15 protein-coding genes and 1 tRNA gene are annotated in these 18765 nt (G+C 31.0%); 13 read left to right on the forward strand and 3 right to left on the reverse strand.

The genetic code is table 11. The features are described 5' to 3' along the window. The first annotated feature begins 770 nt into the window (after positions 1 to 770). Positions 771 to 1475, forward strand: a complete 705-nt coding sequence (locus tag BEE63_RS16230) for a helix-turn-helix domain-containing protein (RefSeq protein WP_066022370.1) — start codon at positions 771 to 773, stop codon at positions 1473 to 1475. After that, positions 1396 to 2205: an ATP-binding protein gene (locus BEE63_RS16235; RefSeq protein WP_242874818.1), complete on the forward strand. Its 810-nt coding sequence runs from the start codon at positions 1396 to 1398 to the stop codon at positions 2203 to 2205. Before BEE63_RS16230 ends, BEE63_RS16235 begins: the two co-directional genes overlap by 80 nt. Before the next feature lie 116 nt (positions 2206 to 2321). On the opposite strand, the gene BEE63_RS16240 is transcribed toward BEE63_RS16235, so the two are convergent. The 3 genes from BEE63_RS16240 to BEE63_RS16250 all read right to left on the reverse strand — a co-directional run bounded on the left by BEE63_RS16240 (position 2322) and on the right by BEE63_RS16250 (position 6828). Then, positions 2322 to 2408 (reverse strand) — tRNA-Leu (locus BEE63_RS16240). A gap of 82 nt (positions 2409 to 2490) precedes the next feature. Beyond that, positions 2491 to 4644 (reverse strand): YhgE/Pip domain-containing protein, encoded by a 2154-nt coding sequence (locus tag BEE63_RS16245; protein ID WP_066022371.1) that lies wholly within the window; start codon positions 4642 to 4644, stop codon positions 2491 to 2493. Positions 4645 to 4659: 15 nt separating this feature from the next. After that, positions 4660 to 6828, reverse strand: coding sequence for a YhgE/Pip domain-containing protein (locus BEE63_RS16250; RefSeq protein ID WP_066022372.1), 2169 nt, complete (start codon positions 6826 to 6828; stop codon positions 4660 to 4662). 258 nt (positions 6829 to 7086) lie between these two features. On the opposite strand from BEE63_RS16250, the gene BEE63_RS16255 reads away from it, so the two are divergent. From BEE63_RS16255 to BEE63_RS16305, 11 genes are all read left to right on the forward strand, one after another. Further along, positions 7087 to 10080: a 6-pyruvoyl-tetrahydropterin synthase-related protein gene (locus BEE63_RS16255; protein WP_066022373.1), complete on the forward strand. Its 2994-nt coding sequence runs from the start codon at positions 7087 to 7089 to the stop codon at positions 10078 to 10080. A gap of 100 nt (positions 10081 to 10180) precedes the next feature. Next, complete coding sequence (locus BEE63_RS16260; RefSeq protein ID WP_066022374.1) at positions 10181 to 10819, forward strand: Firmicu-CTERM sorting domain-containing protein; 639 nt, start codon at positions 10181 to 10183, stop codon at positions 10817 to 10819. Continuing rightward, positions 10816 to 11412, forward strand: a complete 597-nt coding sequence (xrtG, locus tag BEE63_RS16265) for an exosortase family protein XrtG (RefSeq protein WP_066022375.1) — start codon at positions 10816 to 10818, stop codon at positions 11410 to 11412. The genes BEE63_RS16260 and xrtG overlap by 4 nt, the downstream gene beginning before the upstream one ends. Next, positions 11384 to 12763 carry a TIGR03111 family XrtG-associated glycosyltransferase gene (locus tag BEE63_RS16270; protein ID WP_242874820.1) on the forward strand — a complete coding sequence of 460 codons (1380 nt, stop codon included), beginning with the start codon at positions 11384 to 11386 and terminating at the stop codon, positions 12761 to 12763. Before xrtG ends, BEE63_RS16270 begins: the two co-directional genes overlap by 29 nt. Continuing rightward, positions 12763 to 13938, forward strand: coding sequence for a hypothetical protein (locus tag BEE63_RS16275; protein ID WP_066022376.1), 1176 nt, complete (start codon positions 12763 to 12765; stop codon positions 13936 to 13938). The genes BEE63_RS16270 and BEE63_RS16275 overlap by 1 nt, the downstream gene beginning before the upstream one ends. Position 13939: 1 nt before the next feature. Beyond that, on the forward strand, positions 13940 to 14410 hold the full coding sequence (locus BEE63_RS16280; RefSeq protein ID WP_066022377.1) for a 6-carboxytetrahydropterin synthase: 471 nt from the start codon (positions 13940 to 13942) through the stop codon (positions 14408 to 14410). Positions 14411 to 14414: 4 nt separating this feature from the next. After that, positions 14415 to 14978, forward strand: coding sequence for a hypothetical protein (locus BEE63_RS16285; protein ID WP_066022378.1), 564 nt, complete (start codon positions 14415 to 14417; stop codon positions 14976 to 14978). Between the two features lie 92 nt (positions 14979 to 15070). Beyond that, positions 15071 to 16291: an MFS transporter gene (locus tag BEE63_RS16290; RefSeq protein ID WP_066022379.1), complete on the forward strand. Its 1221-nt coding sequence runs from the start codon at positions 15071 to 15073 to the stop codon at positions 16289 to 16291. Further along, positions 16281 to 16850 (forward strand): class I SAM-dependent methyltransferase, encoded by a 570-nt coding sequence (locus BEE63_RS16295; RefSeq protein WP_066022380.1) that lies wholly within the window; start codon positions 16281 to 16283, stop codon positions 16848 to 16850. The genes BEE63_RS16290 and BEE63_RS16295 overlap by 11 nt, the downstream gene beginning before the upstream one ends. A gap of 189 nt (positions 16851 to 17039) precedes the next feature. Continuing rightward, positions 17040 to 17732, forward strand: coding sequence for an iron-sulfur cluster assembly scaffold protein (locus tag BEE63_RS16300; RefSeq protein ID WP_066022381.1), 693 nt, complete (start codon positions 17040 to 17042; stop codon positions 17730 to 17732). Between the two features lie 22 nt (positions 17733 to 17754). Further along, positions 17755 to 18756: a GGGtGRT protein gene (locus tag BEE63_RS16305; RefSeq protein ID WP_066022382.1), complete on the forward strand. Its 1002-nt coding sequence runs from the start codon at positions 17755 to 17757 to the stop codon at positions 18754 to 18756. The last annotated feature ends 9 nt before the right edge of the window (positions 18757 to 18765 follow it).

Here is an 18765-nt window from a genome sequence, read left to right on the forward strand (position 1 = left end):
AATTAGATTTTGGTTCACGGTGATTATTTTCGTAATTATAATAACATAAAGATTGTGAAACGCAAATTAGAAGTTAAAACAGAAATTATTATAGTAAAGTATGAAAATTGGTAGGTACAACATTGGCTTGCAGAAAAAATACGCCGCCAAAAGGTGAATGGTCCTCACAGATGAAGTGAGGGGCGATTGAGCTCAATTATCTAATTGATAATATACTTTCATGGTTAAAGCATCCTTATTTGGTTTAAATATCCAATACACCTAAAGTTATTTGAAGACAATACGATAACCATTTTAATGTTAAATTACAATATTATATCTAGAAATCCAGCAATAATTTTATCAATCCATTCTATAGATTTCATAGACAGCACTTTTCTTTAGTTTATTTCTTGTAATTATATCCTAAAGGTTTTAATTAATTTAAAGGTTCATTTGCAAAATCCATTAATTTCTTATCAGATATTTTCTTACATCTGTTCTAATTTTCGTTTTTTATTTTTTGCAGCTTTTATTCTTGCGACAAGTTCCTTTTTATCTAAAGTCATCTGAGAAATGGCTTAAATATAACACGAAAAATTATTAATTTGAAAGGTAGGGGGATTAAAGAGTGTATTTTTTAATGATTTCAACGGCAGTATTTACAATATATTCAACTTACTGGTGAGACATAAGCATATCCTATATCATCTACTAGGGCAGCAGAGTCAATTTTTTTAATCATTGAAATTGTATAAGGCAAATAAGAAATATTTAAAAGAGGTGTGAATATGGTAGAACTCCAAAGATCATATTACGCTATCATACCAGCCAATATAAGATATGATAGAAGAATAACTCCTAATGCTAAATTATTGTATGGAGAGATAACTGCATTAACTAACGAAAAAGGTTATTGTTGGGCATCAAATGCTTATTTTGCAGAATTATATAACGTTAGTAAGACAAGCATATCAAAATGGATCAAGCAACTCATAGATTGTGAATATTTAAAATCAGTAGTAATTTACAAAGAAGGTACTAAAGAAATATTAAATAGGTATTTAACAATTCTTATAGGGGGTATTGAAGAAAAGTTACATACCCCTATTGAAGAAAAGTTAAAAGATAATACTACATTAATTAATAATACAATTAATAATACAAATAAAAAGAAGAAGTCATTAGATGATCTTATTAATGGATATACAGATAATAAAGAATTAATAGAAACATTGGAGGATTTCTTAAAAATGCGTAAATCAATTAAAAAACCACTTACTAACAGAGGTATGGAATTACTACTAAGGAAGCTTGATAGTTTAAGTGAAAATGATAATGAAAAAGTTGAAATATTGAATCAAAGCATTTTTAATAGTTGGCAAGGAATATTTCCTTTAAAAAGGGGGAGTGAATATGGCACTAGAAGAAACATTAAAAAGGGTAATGAAAACAGCAAGAAAGTGGAATATGACTTCTCAAAATATGGGGGCTAACTATAAATGTTATATATGCAAAGATACTGGATGGGTGCAAGGGAAAAACGGATATAGAAGATGTGTCTGCCAAAAGAAAAATTATTTGCAAAAATTGTGGAAAAGTTTTGGCGTAGATCCTAAAGAAGTAAAAAAGCTTAATGAATATAAGACTTATGATGATGTAACAATGAGTGCGCGTAATAAATCCGTAGATTATATCAAGAAGTTTCAAAGTATAAAAACGTTAAGGAATAATAGTTTTGGACTATTTGGACAACCAGGAGCAGGGAAAAGCCATATAGTTATTGCAATAGGTGCTGCATTACTAGATAAGGGTATACAGGTAGTGTATATGCCATATTTAGAAGCTATGAGACAGCTCAAGGCAAACGCAAATGATTATAAATATTACTTAAAATTTTCTAACAGATACCAAAAAGCAAAGGTTCTAATAGTAGATGATCTTTTTAAAGATAAAATTAAAAATGGTCAACTCATAAAAGATAATTATGGACACATTAAAGGACTTAATGAAGCAGATATGAAGAATATGTACCCAATACTTAATTATCGCTATATAAATAAGTTACCGACATTAATAAGCAGCGAATGTACACCGATAGACTTACAAAATTTAGACGAATCACTTTCTGGGAGGATTCTAGAGAGCTGTGGGGATAATATAGTGGTTTTTAAATCAAGAAAATATAACTACAGAATGAGAAAATTTGTAAAGGGGGGTGAATGAAAAATCGGTAAAATATATTGCAGCTTAGATATTATGCTGACCATTTGTTTACCAAAAAACAAATTAGAGGATAACCTAAACTTAATCAGATTATCCTCTAAACCTTGATTCCTCAATGGTGCCGAAGGCGGGACTTGAACCCGCATGAGGTCACCCTCGACGGATTTTGAGTCCGTTGCGTCTGCCAATTTCACCACTTCGGCATGACCGACATGTAATATTGTATCACATGAATATATGTCAGTCAAGCTTTTTTACTTATATATGACAATTTTTTTGAATATCTTATAATCCGGACTCCTTAAATTTGTGTTCCATAACTATTGTTAGCTTGTGGAATGGCTTCTTCAAAAGAGTAAAGAAGAGGAAAAACACAATGAAGCATCCTAAAGCTAGTAAGTTCTTATAAACATTTTCCCAAATAGGGCCTGCAATAGCCTCTCTGAATCCGTTTATGGCGTAAGTGAATGGCCACAGAGGTTCTAAAATTCCAAATATGCTTGGGTTTGTTTGTATTGGATATATTCCACCGGAACCGGCAATTTGAAAAACCATCATTACTACGGCTATAGCTTTACCAACGTTGCCGAAAATAGATACCAAAGTAAATATTATAAAGGTAAAAGCAATTGCTGCAACATAGCCAAAAAGAAAGAGAGTTGGAATGCTTACAGGATTAACGTTAAGTATGAACATGTCGCCTAGTATTATAATTGTGGTCTGTATAAATGCAAGTACCAGGAATAAAAGCATTTTTCCAAAGTGTTTTTGCCACATGTTAAGATGTTCGTGCTTTTTTGAATTCTTAAATTCTGTAGTTAGTACGGCACAGCATAGTAATACTCCAACCCAGATGGCGAGTACAGAATAAAAAGGTGTTAAGCCGACCCCAAAGACGCCTCCATTATATAAATCAACTTCTTTTGTTGTTAATGGTGAAGATATAAAGTCTGCAAGTTTATCATTATTCATGGATAATAATTTCATTATGTCGTTTAAATCATTATCACTTAGGGAATTCATTTTTGTAGTTAAGCCATTTAAGTCACCTGATAGCTTTGAAAGTTTGCCGCTTAAATCTGAAGCCTGTGAAGCCGACAATTTACATGTTGATGATGCATAGCTTGCTAGAGCATTAAGTTCAGGAACTACAACCTTCGTACTATCAAGAAGACCCTGAACGTCAGTTAAGCTTGTATTTAAATCATTACAAATATTATTTATTAATGGCATTACATTTGAGTAAAAGTTATTTGATGCACTCAGCATATCTATTGAAAGTTCATTACTTAAAGCAGAAATAGAGTCAATGCTGTTATTTATTTGATCCTTTGATGCACCGCTCCCTATGTACGATTTCAATTGATTAAGTGAGTTAGCATTGTTCTGTACTATTGCGTCCATAGCCTGCATAGAGCTTATAAGTGAAGTTATATAATTGTTGGGGTTAGTTTTATTTATGGACTGCAAGTAATTTATATCTGATTTTAAAAGGCTGTCTAAAGAATTATTTATAGTTATTAATTCATTTACTGTGTTAACCATATTTGAGGTATCACTTGAATTATTCACGGATTTTAATTGTGATAACAAACCTTGAATTTGACTGTTATAAGCTTCAATAGAACTCATATCGTTGCTTAAATTATTAGATGTAGAGTTCATAGTGTTTTTTGTAGCTGAAACTAAGGATTTACTGCCTTCTGCGGCTTTCTCAAGGTTATTTATTTTGTCTGTTACCTTTGGAAGAGTACTTTGAAGGCTAGATAAATATTTGCTTATATCAGCAGAGGTTCCGTTAGCTTCACTAATGTATTTTTGAGTATCAGATAAATTTTTTGTGGTTTCATTTAAGGTCTCTTTTAATGCTACAAGATTTGATTTACCTGTATTTGTATTAACATTGGACTTTATTGTTTTAAGAGCCTCTTTAGTTACCATGTTCACAAAATTAGTATTTACCTCTTTAGCTACTTTATTTTTGGCTGCATCAGTTATTTTTGATGCAATTGCGTTTAGTTTTTCGTTGTTTCTATATATAATATAAGGCTTTTCTGGGTTAGAAGTGGTTAAGCTTAAAAGTCCATTTGAAAAATCACTTGGAATATCTAAAAGGGCATAATATTTTCCATCGTTTAGACCGTAATTGCCCTGCCATTCATCTATGAAGACCCATTTTATGGATTTGCTTTTCTTAAGCTGTGAGACTATTTGGTTACCAACATTAATTTTTTTACCATTTAAAATAGCACCTTGATCCTCATTGACAACTGCAATTGGAATATTGCCTGTGTTAGCATAAGGATCCCAGCAAGCAGCTATGTTTATCCAGGCATAAAGTGATGGTAAAATACATAAACCAATTATCATTATAACAGCGCCAAGTCTTTTCCTTATGTTTCGTACATCTCTAAAAAATATTTCAAAAACTGTTTTCATTATTCATCCTCCTAATCATTCACCTACACCTGATTCTTTAAAGCTGGATTCAAATTTTGAAATTATTCTGTTAAGAGGAATCTTAAAGAAGAAACCAAATAATATAAATACGGTTGAAATTAACATTAGTGCAGTAATATCAAGTACTACGCTTGTAGCAAGTGGACCTGCAATTGCCTCCCTAAAGCCTCCGACGCTGTAGGTAAAAGGCAGTAACGGTTGAATTACTCTAAAGAACAGAGGGTCAACCTGTATAGGATAAGTAGAACCACTACCTGCAATTTGCACTATCAAAAATACTATGCTGACGGCTTTGCCTATGTTGCCTAGTACGGAAACTAGTGAAAATACTATTATGGAAAAAGTGAGACCAGATATCAAGGCAAAAGCGATCAAAAGAAACGGATTTGCAGTATGTACATGCAAAAGCACTAAGTCACCAACGGATACTATAAATGATTGTATGAGACTTAAAGTAATAAAAGTTAGCATTTTGCCAAAGTGCTTTTCACGCATGGATATTCCATCTGAGCCTTCAAAATGTACTGGCTTGCTTCTAAGTAAGGAACCTAATAGAAGAACTCCTACCCAGATTGCTAGTACTGTGTATACGGGTGCCATACCTGAACCGTAATTTGGTATGGTGTATATTGATTCATTTTTAACATTAAAAGGTGTAGAAATGAAATCACCCATAAAGTCAGGATTATTTTGCAGAACACTTATTATTTGAATTATGTCATTGTTATTGGTATCTTCAAGTTTGTTACCTAAAGTTGAAATTATATCTTTAAACTGAAGTAGTCTATTTTTTAAATCGAGAGATACCTTACCGGATAAATTACTACCATCTACTGCTGTTTTCAAAAGTCCATTTATTTCAGTATTTAAATTCTGTGCTGTGCCTATAAGAGATGCGGCATCACCTGTAGCATTAATTAGGCTTTGGGCTGTAGAGTTTAAAGCTGATTTTGCACTATTATTATAAGTTTTATTTGTATTTATAAGCTGTGTGTTCATGGCAGCAGTATCATTATTTAATGAAGAAACTAGGCTTTGATTCAAATTATTTGAGCTTAAAAGCTGACTTTGGAGTTTACTTAAGTTTGATTTTTCATCACTTATGTAGTTCTGAACATTTTTTAGTGATGCAATCATACTAGTTACAGATTCATTAGGCGATGTACTATTGATTTTCTGCAGAAAATCTATAACAGCGTTGGTGGAATTATTTAAGTTCTCTAACTCAGTGTTTAACTTTGATATATTAGAATAAATTAATGAAGAATTAGAAGAACTAAAATTTGTATTTAAGGTATTAACCAGTGTTTGAATTTTATAAACTGATGCACTGGCGTTATTTAAATTAAGATCCATATTATTAAAAGAATTATTTAAAGTAGTTTGAGTTTCAGACAGAATATTTTTAGTATCCTCATTGCTCTTGTAAATGGAATCTAGTCCATTATTTACACCTGGCATAGTAGCTTGAAGCTGTGTTAAAAAAGTGCTTAAGTTACTTGAATTATTATTTATGCTAGTAAGTGAGGTGAGGATAAAATCCATATTATTGTTGATATTTATTATATTGTTTTTCAGTTTTAATATGTTACTTTTATTTTTTTGAGCGTTGTTACCAACTTCATTTAATGAAGAAAATATAGTTTTATTTACAGTTGAAATAAATTCCGTAGTAATTGTATTTGTAAGTGTATCCTTAGCTGTTCCAGTAATTTTGCTAGATACAGGATTTAACTTAGTGTTTACTTTATATACAATTTGCGGCTTTTTAGGATTACTGCTAGTTATACTTGTAAAGCTTGATGTGAAATTTGGTGGAATTTCTATAACGGCATTATAGCTGCCATCAATAACACCCATATCTGCATTTTTAGAGTTTACGAATACCCAACCAATTTTATGATTTTTCTTTAAATTACTTACGATTGATTTTCCAATATTTAAATTGCTGCCCCTAAAGGAGGCCCCTTTGTCATTATTTACAACAGCTACTGGAATTGTGCCTGTATTTTCATATGTATTCCAGCAAGCTTTTATATTTATCCATGCGTATAGAGATGGTATTATACAGAGTCCTACTATAATAACCGTGGTTGGAAAATTTTTAAGAATGCTTTTCATGTCTCTTTTGTAGACTTTAAGAACGTTAAAAATATGTTTCATAAATACACTCCTCTGACTGTTATTGTATGCAATATAATAATTAAAAACTAGAAAAATTACTCAAATAACGCTCTAGATTAAGCAAGTAATGCTACCATATATAATTATATATTAATCACATTCTAAATAATTTTATCATATATAATAAATAATTTATAGTTAGATGTAAAATATTCTAAAACGTATTAAGACTAATAATTGATTATATGACAATTTAATGTTATTATGTAATTAATATAAAAAAATAGGAGGCCTTAAGTGAAATTTAAGGGATATATTTATAAATTTAAGTTAAATGCCTCCCATAGTGTTTTAATTGATAACGTAAGGGGAAATGTCCATTCTCATACTTTTATTATTATAATGCACATTAAGATAGCTAGCAGTGATTTTGTTCTTTATAATGATGTGGAGAAAGTAATAATTGATTATTTAAAAAAGTATGAAGAAAAAGAACTAAATAAAATAGAACCATTTGATGAGATAGAACCTACTTTGGAAAATATAGGCAATTTTTTATTTGATGAAATTCAAAAGATACTTTCCGCAAAAAGTATTGAACTTACTAAACTAGAAATAAGTGAAACTCCTGCTAGAGTGTATATTGTAAATGCACAGAATAAAAAGCAGGAGGAGGAATATAATGTTAAAATAAGAAAACTTTTATTAAATAGTCTTATTAATTCATGTGCAGAGGATTTGTTAAACAAATATAAGGGTTCTAAGGATAAAGTAAAAAAACAAAAAGCTGTAGTTCCTGTGAAAAGGATACTAAAAGAAAAAGAAATAGAAGAATATCATGAAAACGTTGAAGGAGAAGATTCAGTAGAAATCATTAAAGAATATAAAGTATTGCCTAAAGCTTTAATTTCAATGTTTTTTTTACTTTTAATTTCAGTGCTGCTTACGTTATATTTGAAAAATTTAGGAGGGTACCCGTGGGGAATAGATACCTATGGGCATATATTTAAAGCTGATTTTTTATATAAAAGTATAAAAAGTGGGAATTTATATCCACTATTAACTAAGTATTGGTATAATGGCATACAACCTTTTAGGTACTGGGCGCCTCTCACATACTACATACTAGCGGCATTCCAGTTTGCTTCCGGCGGAGATGCTATTAATGCTTATTTTATTTTTGTAATATTTGTATTTCTAATAGGAGCCATGGGGTGGCTCATGTGGGGTATAGGGGGGAAAAATGTATATACAGCCTTGATTTTGGGTATAGTATGGTTCTTTTTACCTGAAAATTTGAAGGTGCTTTTCTTTGAAGGGAATATTCCGAGAGTTGTTATAACAGCTTTATTGCCTTATCTATTTTACTTCTTGTGGGATTTCGTTGAATATGGCAAGAAGTGGTCAATATTACTAATGAGTTTTTTTATGGTGCTCATAACCATGACTCATTTGATGATAGCTGCAATGTTAGGTGTAGCATCATTCATATTTTTATTCATCTATTCAATTTTATTTAAGAAATTTTTAAGATCTATGCGTGTAATAGCAGCTATGCTTTTATCTTATGCTATTTGTGGCATATGGCTTTATCCAGCGCTTAAGGGTGGACTTGCATCTATGGACAGCGGTGCTACGTCTGAGGTTATGAAATTTTTTAGTGCGAAATTCACTTTAGCATTAAATCCTTTTTTAAGAGTAATAAATGCCAATAAAAATGGTCTATTTTATTATGGAATATCTATATTTGTAGTTGCTATTTTGGGTGTGTTTCTTTCGAAGAAAAAAAGTTTACCTGGGTTTATAACTTCATTAATTATATTTTTTGGAAGTACCACTGCGTTTTTGCCAATAATATCAAAATTACCTTTAAATCAGCTTTTTTGGATGATACGATTTACACCTATAGCTTATGCCTTATTTGTTATAAGTATTTTAAACTGGAAAAGCTGCAAAGTATGGTTTAAGACTGTAATTTTGATTTTTATAATAGCTGACAGTGCATTATCTTTCAATTTTAAGCTTTATCCAGAGGGGAAAAGTTACAGTACTGCAAAAGAACTTAAAATAGCTAAAAATATAACAAATCAAAGGATTTCACTATTAGATGATAGCACTTATCAGTCTTATGCTTCATATTATATATGTAGTACTGGTAAAGAAGTACCCTATTCTTACGGATGGGCATGGCAGGGTGCTTCAACTGCACAGAATATAGTTTTACTAAACACAGCACTTGAAAATGGCTATTACAAGTATATGTTTGATAGATCACTTGAAATGGGGTGTGATACGGTACTTGTAAGGAAATCGGTCCTTAAGTATAATAAAAAAAATTTTAACAGTATAAACATAGGTGCAAAACTTTCGGGGTACAGTTTGTACAGTGAAGATGATGATAGTTATGTATTTCATAGAAAAACCCCTAAAAATTTTGGAGTTATTACGAAATATTATGGGCTATGCCTAGGAAAAAATTCAAGTGATATTCCTCTTCAATATCCATCATTTAAGCTTGGAGATTCGTGTAATATTGAGGACTATTCTTTGAAGGATTTAATGAAATATAAAGTCATTTATTTATCTGGATTTTCGTACAATAATAGAAAAGCAGCGGAAAAAATGCTTACTGCTTTAAGCAAAAGTGGAGTTAAGGTTATCGTAGATATGAATAAAATACCTATAGATCCTATAATAAATCGTATGACCCTTCTTGGAGTAAATGCTGAACCAATAACGTTTAATAATAAAATGCCTAACTTGTTTTTTAAAGGGCAAAAGTACAAACCATCGGTGGAATTTAATGAGAAATATAAAAAATGGAGCACCGTATATCTGGGGAAAGTTCCTGAAGTAATCGGATTTTCATGGATTAACGATAGAAAGATTCCCTTTTTAGGGAAAGGAAATGGAAATAATAAGAATGTATATTTTATAGGTTTTAACTTAATGTTCAATGGTATGGAAAATGAAGATACAAAATCAATAGATATTATGAATTCTGTAATGGGGACAGAACTTTTAAATCCTCCTCAAAGAAACATAGTACCACTAGATGTGAAGTATTATAAGAATTTGATAAAGATAAAATCTCCTAAAAATAATGTAAATACAACTCTTGCATTTTTGGACGCTTACAAAGGAGATAAAGGGATATATAAAGATCAGAATCTTTTAAATGTGGTAAAAAAGGGCGAGACTAATATTTCTATAACTTATCCATATTTAATTCAGGGAGCAGTATTATCAATACTTGGGCTAATTGGATTAGTTATACTTATAATTTTATAGAATATTTGTAATTTAAACAAGTTTATAAGAAACAAATTCTGAAAAGCTCAATATTATGATTTCTAATGCAAGAACCTATATAGGGGAAGGGTGAATTATAGTGAAAAAGTTACTAAAAGATTGTTTTTTTGTATGTATAATTATTTGCATTATGTTTCCTATGAATACTTTGGCGGCTCAAAATGGAGTAACACTTGATGGATATTTTGATGATTGGAATGGCAAGCCGGTAACATATTTAAGATATACAAGTGTAGCAACGGAGCAGGTTCACAGTGTTAGGCAGTGTACTGATAGTTCAAATTTATATCTTAATATAAAAATGGGAACTAAAGGTGGTCAGAGACTAGATAGATATGTTATAGAATGCTCTATGAGTAATGGACAAATGAAACATTTTCAAATTGCACCTGATGAGCCTAAAGTTGGACGTGTTACGATTTATGATATGGATGGAGGATATAGGGCTGTATCGCAGGACGGCTATGTTGTACGTGGAAATAATAATGATGGCAAAACTAGTGATCAAGCTGAGTTTAGAATACCTTTAAGTGAATTTCAAAGTGGAAACTCAATGGGGATTTCTAATGTAACACTTAAAATCCCAGATTTAGGTGATAGATGTGTTGTATTTCAAACAGGAAGCACAGGACCATATGTTGGTGTTATATTGTGCGGTATTGTAGCTGCAGCAGGAGCATTTCTTTCTCTGCATAGAAGAATAAAGGCTCAGGCATGAAGATAATTTTAATTATACTTTTTATTATATGGGTATACATTGTATCGGTTTTAATGAGGGCAAAATTGTACTTTTTTAAATTTTTAATAGGTTCTGTAGGAGCATTCTTTTTTCTACTTGTATTCCTCCAGCAGTATGTAATAGGAGTTTTAACAACATCTTTAACAGCAGTCTGTGGGGTTATTGGAGATTTAACCGGATATTTTAAAGCTTACTATGAATATGCGCTTATATTTATATCAACGGCTGATTCAAGTGTTTCCATGTATATAGATTATGAATGCTCCGGTGTTATAGAGATATTTGCTTTTGCTGCTCTCTTATGGTTTTTTCCACTATATAATGTGTTAGAGAAAATAATGTATAACATAATTGGAGTGCTTTGGATATTTATGGCGAATGTTTTAAGAGTTCTTATAATATGTGTTATAGTGCATCATTATGGAGACAGTATGTTTTATTTTGCACACACTATATTTGGAAGAATTGTATTCTATGTACTTTCTATAATTTTATATTTTTATGTGTTTACAAAGTCACAGATAAAAAGGCAGAAGGTAGGTAATGTTTCGTATGAATATGCTTCTAAGTAAGAGCTTAAAAGAAATAATTTCATGGATGGCATGGATTATAATACCTTTTATTATGGAGATAATACCGGCAATTGGAGGATTTTTTATTCTTGTAAGAAAAGCTTTTGATGTGAATAGTAAAGATAAATTTGTTGGTAAGCTGCCTCAAATTACAGTGATTATACCTGTATATAATTCAGAAGATACTTTGAGAGGATGTATTAAATCTATATATGATTCAAATTATCCAGTAGAGCTTATTGATTTAATTTTGGTTAATAACATGAGCAGCGATAATAGCTTTGGAGTTTTCTGTCAGTGCCAGAAAGAGTTTAAGGATCTTTCTATGAGATATATGAATGCAAAGCAGGGGAAATCAAAGGCACTTAATATGGCTCTTTTTAACAGCGAGGGCAAATATATAATTCACATTGATAGTGATGGAAAGCTTCATCCTGATGCCATAAGGAATATAGTAGTTCGCTTTGAAAATAATCCTGATATACACTGCATGACGGGAGCAATTTTGAGTGATATTCACAGCATAGAAAAAACCGAGGGAAAACTTTTAAGACTTGTAAGGCGATGCGAATTTTATGAATATGCATCAGCATTTTTAGCAGGAAGAAACTTCGAATCGGAATTAAATAGCATTTATACTCTTTCAGGTGCATTTTCAACTTTTAGAAAGTCTACAATATTGAAAACTCAACTTTATAACAGTAAAACCGTTTGTGAGGATACACATATAACTTTTCAGGTAAGAAAGTTTTTAAAACAAAAGGTTTATTTATGTGAGAATGCATTGTTTTTTGTAGATCCATTAGATGACATGGATAAACTTTATACCCAGAGGCAGAGGTGGCAGAGAGGTGAGCTTGAGGTTTCGCATATGTTTCTTCAAGATAAAATGGTGGCATCCATTGGCTTTGTTGGTAACTTCATGATAAGAGTACTTATGTATGATCATACTTTTGCTTTTCCTAGAATGATATGGTACTTTGCAATAATATTTCTCTTTTTCATGGGTTATCCACCAAATTTGATTTGTAGCTCCATGGGAATGATATATGTACTATATGTTCTGTCTGCATTTTTGTTTTTTCTTAATGTAAGATCATACCTTAAAGAGTACAAAAATATTAGGAAGTACTATACTTCTAAATGGTACTATATATTTTTACTTCCTTTATATAATTTCGTTATATTTTGGATAAGGTTTGCTGGAATTATAAACAGCATAAAGATTCAAAGTCAGTGGAAAACCTTAAACATACATGAGGAATATGCAGCATTTTTAAAGGTTGTTAAATCGGATTTTAAAATGGTAGTGTTAAAAATAAAAAAAATAAGGCGTTTGGTGAATAATTAATGAAAGATAAAGAGCAGAAAAAATTTGTAATAAAAATGTTTATACTATTTATGGCCAATGTAATTACTATTTTTACGCTGTGGTATGCGGCAGCGTATGAACTAAATAACAATAAGAGAAATGTTATAAATGCTTTTATGCAACAGCAGTATTTAATGACTAATAGATTCAGCGGTAGAGTTCAAGCAGAACTTGAAAAATATATTAATGAAGGAAAGCTATCTTATGATGATGCAGGAAAAAAAGTTGCTCAGGATATAATTAAAAAGGAAACTAACTCTAAAAATAATTACATGTTTTTATATGACGATAAAGGTGTAATTTTTGAGCGAAATGATTCAGTAACCTCAAAGTATAAAAATATGAGCATTAAAAATCTTTTTCATACCTGGGAATATAATGGTGGCAAAAACTTTGATAATATGAAAGAGCTGGTTTTAAACCGTGAAAGCGGAAGCGACGAGGTTATAAAGGATAACTCAATTGGAAGGGAAATTGTTTCCTGGTGTTCTTTTAAGGTTAAGAATAAGAATTATATTTTAGGGATTTCTGTTTCGGAAAATTATTTAATTGAAGAGACCTTACTTAATCAGCATGATACCAGGATAATTATATTTGCTGCTATATTAACAGCTATTTTAATTATAATATCTACTGCATTTTTGCTTCATATGTATTTTACTTTTAAAAAAGTAGTTAATATGGAGAAAATCATAACGGAAAAGAATATTCAGATAGAGAAGTTTATATCAAAATTATCTAAAATGGAAAGCAATTTTAAAAAAGCCAGCATATATGATTCTACTACAGGAGCATACAATATGGAGTTCTTTTATAGTATTATAAGAAAAATAGACATACCGCTTTTTTTACCTATAGTAGTGATTTTGGCTCAAATAGAAAATATTCATGATATAGATAAGATGCTTGGACGTGAAAAAACAGACAAATTTTTAAATGGCTTAGTTAAAATTTTTATGGAAAAGGGTATGGTTTCAAGAATTGCGTACAACAAATTTGCTATTTTAAAAGTTAATGGGGATAAAAAGGTAGCAGGTGGAATTATAGATTATATAAAATCTAAAATGAATAATTATGATTTCATATGCAGTGTATCTTTTAAGCTTTTAGTAAAAAATGAAGAAAACGATGATTTAAAAGTGGAGGTGGATTAAATTGAAATATGATGAATATAGATTTAAATTTTATCTTAATGCCTCTCATTCTATATACATAAAAGGTGTACTTGGAGAGGAACATCCACACACTTGGGAAATTATAATAGATACCATAAAGCTTACAAGTGGATTTATTATTTTTAATGATGTGGAAAAGTATATCGAAAAATACATGGATAAGTATCAGGATTCTTATATTAATAGTATAGAGCCGTTTACAACATTAAATCCTACATTAGAGAACATTTGCAGCTATTTTAAAGATGATATACAAAGATTACTCATAGAGCTAGGGTGGATTTTAGTTTCTATAGAGATAAGTGAAACCCCTACACGATCATATATTATAGATTTATCAAATAGAGTAAGTACTAAGAGGGATTTAATGGTTTTGAATTCAAAGAAAGAAGATATTATAAATTCAAGTGCAAATGAAAAATTAATAGAATTTGAGAAAAAAATAGGGTGATATAATGAATTGCAAAAAGGTTGTAGTTTTTCTTAACATTTTACTATTGTTAATTTTCAGTGGATGCGGTAATAAAGTGCATATGCAGGGCGCTAGTAATAAAAATACCTCTTCTAAGTCTAAAATAGATCCAGTGGATAAATTTTTAAGTAAACAGAAGTTTAATGTTTCAAATAATTCAGATAAACAAGCAATAGTATATGTGTATTTCCCTGATGGATCCAGGGGAAAATTAAAAAGTTATACTGTTAATAATTCTGGAAGTATGAATATAAAATGTAGAGTTAATCAAAGATTTATTATATCGCTGCATGAAAGCAGTGTTATTTTCGCCGAATGGAGTATACAGAATAATATTGATAATTCAAGTTTAATACTTTTAAAGAAAACAAAATTGTCGGTTCCGTTTAAAAATCCAAAGAAGCTAATTGGAATAAATTATGATAGGAAAAATTTCTATTTTATGCCACTAAAGAAGGGGCCTCAGGATATTATTTTGAGTTATGTTAGTAAGAACTCTTCCCATAAGCAATATTTTAATATTACTGTTAATGTAACAGCAGATTAATTAATAACACAAATAAAAAATTGCAGCGTTTCACATATTCCCTGCAATTTTTTATTTGTGTTATTATATACAATGGGGGTGGTAAATTTTATATGGAAACTCTTTTAAAGGCATATAAAGGTTTGCCAAAGGAAATTTACATAATATTTATATCGAGAATAATAAACTCTATGGGAAATTTCGTATTTCCACTTATGACTCTTATACTTACAGTTAAAATGGGTTTTAGTGCCGTTGCGGCAGGTACCTTTTTAACTGTAATGTTTTTGACTAAGGGGCCATGTATTATAATTGGTGGGAAAATTATAGATTCTGTTGGGAGAAGAAAAACAATAATTATATTTCAAAGTATAGGAGCTTTTAGTTATTTTATATGTGCTTTTTTGAAGCCCAATATATTTATGGCAATTTTAATAATGATTACTTCAAGCTTATATGCAATTGCGGCACCAGCTTTTGATTCAATAGTTGGAGATATAACTACAGATAAGAATAGAAAGCAGTCTTTTTCTTTAGTTTATATGGGATGCAATATCGGGTATGCAGCTGGACCCGTTATGGCTGGAATACTTTTTAATAGATTTTTTCCTTTGATATTTATAGTGGATAGTTTTACTACAGTGGCATCAATTGTTATTTTCATATTTTATATAAAAGAAACCCTAGTAGTCAATAAAAAAGAAGAAATTCATGAAACTTATAAAAGAAATTCAATTTTTTCTGTAATTAAAGAAAATAAAATAGTTATGTGCTTTGCAGTCATTATGTTTACCTATCAATTTGCCTATGCACAGTGGAGTTTTATACTGCCAATTCAAATGAAACACATGTTTTCGTCTAATGGAGCATTTATATACACTTTACTTGCTGCATTAAATGGACTAGTAGTGATTTTATTTACTCCTATTGTTACACATAAGCTTAGTAGTAAGAATTCTTTATTTGTAATCTCAATTTCAGGATTTGTATATGCTAGTGTGTTTTTTTCCTTTGGAATGTTTAAAAGCGTTTATCCATATTTTGGTTCCATGTTTATTATGACTTTGGGTGAAATAGCCATTGCTATAAATGACAGTTCTTTTATAGCGAAAAATACCTTAAATAGCAACCGTGGAAGGATAAATTCTTTAGTTATGATTACTAGCGATTCTGGCTATGCAGTTGGACCTATCATAATGGGAGGTGTTTTAACTAGATTTGGTTATACATACAGTTGGACTGCGGTTTCAATTTTAAATATCATAGGAGCAGTAAGTATGTTTTTATTATTTAGAAAAACAAGTGATTGGAGATGCATAAGAAATGCACGATAATTATAATAATGCCATTTCTTTATCTAGATACATATTAGAGAAAATTTTAACTAATGGAGATACCGCAGTTGATTGTACTGCTGGGAATGGAAATGATACAAGCTTTTTATGTGACCTTGTTGGAGCTTCGGGCAGGGTTTATGCTTTTGATATCCAGAAAAAAGCTCTAGAAAATACTAAAAATAGACTAAACTCTGAGGGGAAAGATGAAAGAGTTAAACTAATTAATGATGGACATGAAAATTTAGATAAATATATTTCTGAAGAGGTAAAGGCAGCAATTTTTAATTTAGGATATTTACCAGGTGACACGCATAATATAATAACAAAAGCTGAAACAACTATAGAAGCTTTAAAAAAACTTTTAGATAAAATCTCTCAAAAAGGTGCAGTAGTAATAAATGTTTATTATGGCCATGAAGGTGGAAAAACAGAAAAAGAAGCTGTAGAAAAGTTTTGTGCTTCACTTAATCAAAAAAAATATAATGTTTTTGTAACCAAGTTCATAAATCAAATTAATTGTCCACCAGAGCTAATTTGCATTGAAAAGAGAGTATGACTTTGTTAAATATTATACAAAAATGCTCGTGTGTAAATATAAATTTACAAAAAACATATTGTTTGAACGATACTTATTTGTTACAATAGTAAGGGTTATATAAGAATTCATTGACAATTATTGTTTTATTTACATTGAGCAATCTTTGTTAAAAAAACCTATATTAGTCGCAAGGAAGGAGATATTAATATGATTTATTCAGCAGAAGTTGACAGAATGATGTGTGTAGCAAAAGGACCAAATCATGGACCAGCTCCAATACCAGAAGAAGGAAAATGGGTACAAGCTAAAGAAATAAAAGATATATCAGGATTAACACACGGAATTGGTTGGTGTGCTCCACAACAGGGTGGTTGTAAATTAACTTTAAATGTTAAAGAGGGCGTAATTGAAGAAGCTTTAGTAGAAACAATAGGATGTTCAGGAATGACTCATTCAGCTGCTATGGCATCAGAAATACTTCCAGGAAAAACTATCCTTGAAGCATTAAATACTGACCTTGTTTGTGATGCTATAAATGTTGCTATGAGACAATTATTCTTACAGATAGTTTATGGAAGATCTCAGACTGCATTTTCAGAAGGTGGACTTCCAGTAGGCGCAGGTCTTGAAGATTTAGGAAAAGGACTTAGAAGCCAGGTTGGTACTATGTACGGAACTAAAGCTAAGGGAACTAGATATCTTGAAATGACTGAGGGATATGTTAATCACATAGCTCTTGATAAGAATAATGAAGTTATAGGATATGAATTCATTAGCCTTGGAAAAATGATGGAATTCATCAAAAAGGGCGTAGAACCTGCTGAAGCTCTTAAAAAATCAACAGGTACATATGGAAGATATAAAGAAGCTGCAAAAATTATAGATCCAAGACAAGAATAAGAGATAGGAGGAAAAGATTGATATGGCATTATTTGAAAGTTATGAAAGAAGAATAGATCAGATTTTACCTGTACTTAAGAAATATGGTATGAATTCATTAGAAGAAGCTAAAGCTGTTTGCGACGAAAAAGGAGTAGACGCTTATAATATAGTTAAAGGAGTTCAGCCAATTTGCTTTGAAAATGCATGTTGGGCTTACACAGTTGGAGCTGCTATAGCAATTAAAAAGGGTTGCAAAAAAGCTACTGAGGCTGCTGAAGCTATCGGAGAAGGATTACAGTCATTTTGTATCCCTGGTTCTGTTGCAGATGACAGAAAAGTTGGACTTGGACACGGAAATTTAGCTGCAATGCTTTTAAAAGAAGAAACTGATTGTTTCGCATTCTTAGCTGGACATGAATCATTTGCAGCTGCTGAAGGTGCAATTGGACTTGCTAACTCAGCTAACAAAGCAAGAAAGAAACCATTAAGAGTTATATTAAACGGTCTTGGAAAAGATGCTGCATTTATAATCTCAAGAATTAATGGATTCACTTATGTTCAAACTAAATTTGACTATTATACAGGAAAACTTAACATAGTTAAGGAAACTGCATATTCAGATGGAGATAGAGCAAAGGTTAGATGTTACGGAGCAGATGACGTTAGAGAAGGTGTTGCTATAATGCACCATGAAGGCGTTGATGTATCTATAACTGGAAACTCAACTAACCCAACAAGATTCCAGCATCCAGTTGCAGGAACTTATAAGAAAGAATGTATTGCTCAAGGAAAGAAATACTTCTCAGTTGCATCAGGTGGTGGTACTGGAAGAACACTTCACCCAGATAACATGGGAGCAGGTCCTGCTTCATATGGTATGACTGATACTATGGGAAGAATGCATTCAGATGCTCAATTCGCAGGTTCATCATCAGTTCCAGCTCATGTTGAAATGATGGGATTAATCGGAATGGGTAACAACCCAATGGTTGGAGCAAGTGTTGCTGTTGCCGTTGCAGTTGAAGAAGCTATGAATAAATAGGATAGAATT

It is taken from the genome of Clostridium pasteurianum (assembly GCF_001705235.1).
GTDB lineage: Bacteria > Bacillota > Clostridia > Clostridiales > Clostridiaceae > Clostridium_S > Clostridium_S pasteurianum_A.

Excerpts from the sequence above, each read along its gene's own strand:
- BEE63_RS16245 (WP_066022371.1), bottom strand. The coding sequence starts at position 4,644 with ATGAAAACAGTTTTTGAAATATTTTTTAGAGATGTACGAAACATAAGG.
- BEE63_RS16285 (WP_066022378.1), top strand. The coding sequence starts at position 14,415 with ATGAATTGCAAAAAGGTTGTAGTTTTTCTTAACATTTTACTATTGTTA.
- BEE63_RS16290 (WP_066022379.1), top strand. The coding sequence starts at position 15,071 with ATGGAAACTCTTTTAAAGGCATATAAAGGTTTGCCAAAGGAAATTTAC.
- BEE63_RS16295 (WP_066022380.1), top strand. The coding sequence starts at position 16,281 with ATGCACGATAATTATAATAATGCCATTTCTTTATCTAGATACATATTA.
- BEE63_RS16270 (WP_242874820.1), top strand. The coding sequence starts at position 11,384 with ATGTTTCGTATGAATATGCTTCTAAGTAAGAGCTTAAAAGAAATAATT.
- BEE63_RS16250 (WP_066022372.1), bottom strand. The coding sequence starts at position 6,828 with ATGAAACATATTTTTAACGTTCTTAAAGTCTACAAAAGAGACATGAAA.
- BEE63_RS16230 (WP_066022370.1), top strand. The coding sequence starts at position 771 with ATGGTAGAACTCCAAAGATCATATTACGCTATCATACCAGCCAATATA.
- BEE63_RS16305 (WP_066022382.1), top strand. The coding sequence starts at position 17,755 with ATGGCATTATTTGAAAGTTATGAAAGAAGAATAGATCAGATTTTACCT.
- BEE63_RS16275 (WP_066022376.1), top strand. The coding sequence starts at position 12,763 with ATGAAAGATAAAGAGCAGAAAAAATTTGTAATAAAAATGTTTATACTA.
- BEE63_RS16235 (WP_242874818.1), top strand. The coding sequence starts at position 1,396 with ATGGCACTAGAAGAAACATTAAAAAGGGTAATGAAAACAGCAAGAAAG.
- BEE63_RS16300 (WP_066022381.1), top strand. The coding sequence starts at position 17,040 with ATGATTTATTCAGCAGAAGTTGACAGAATGATGTGTGTAGCAAAAGGA.
- xrtG (WP_066022375.1), top strand. The coding sequence starts at position 10,816 with ATGAAGATAATTTTAATTATACTTTTTATTATATGGGTATACATTGTA.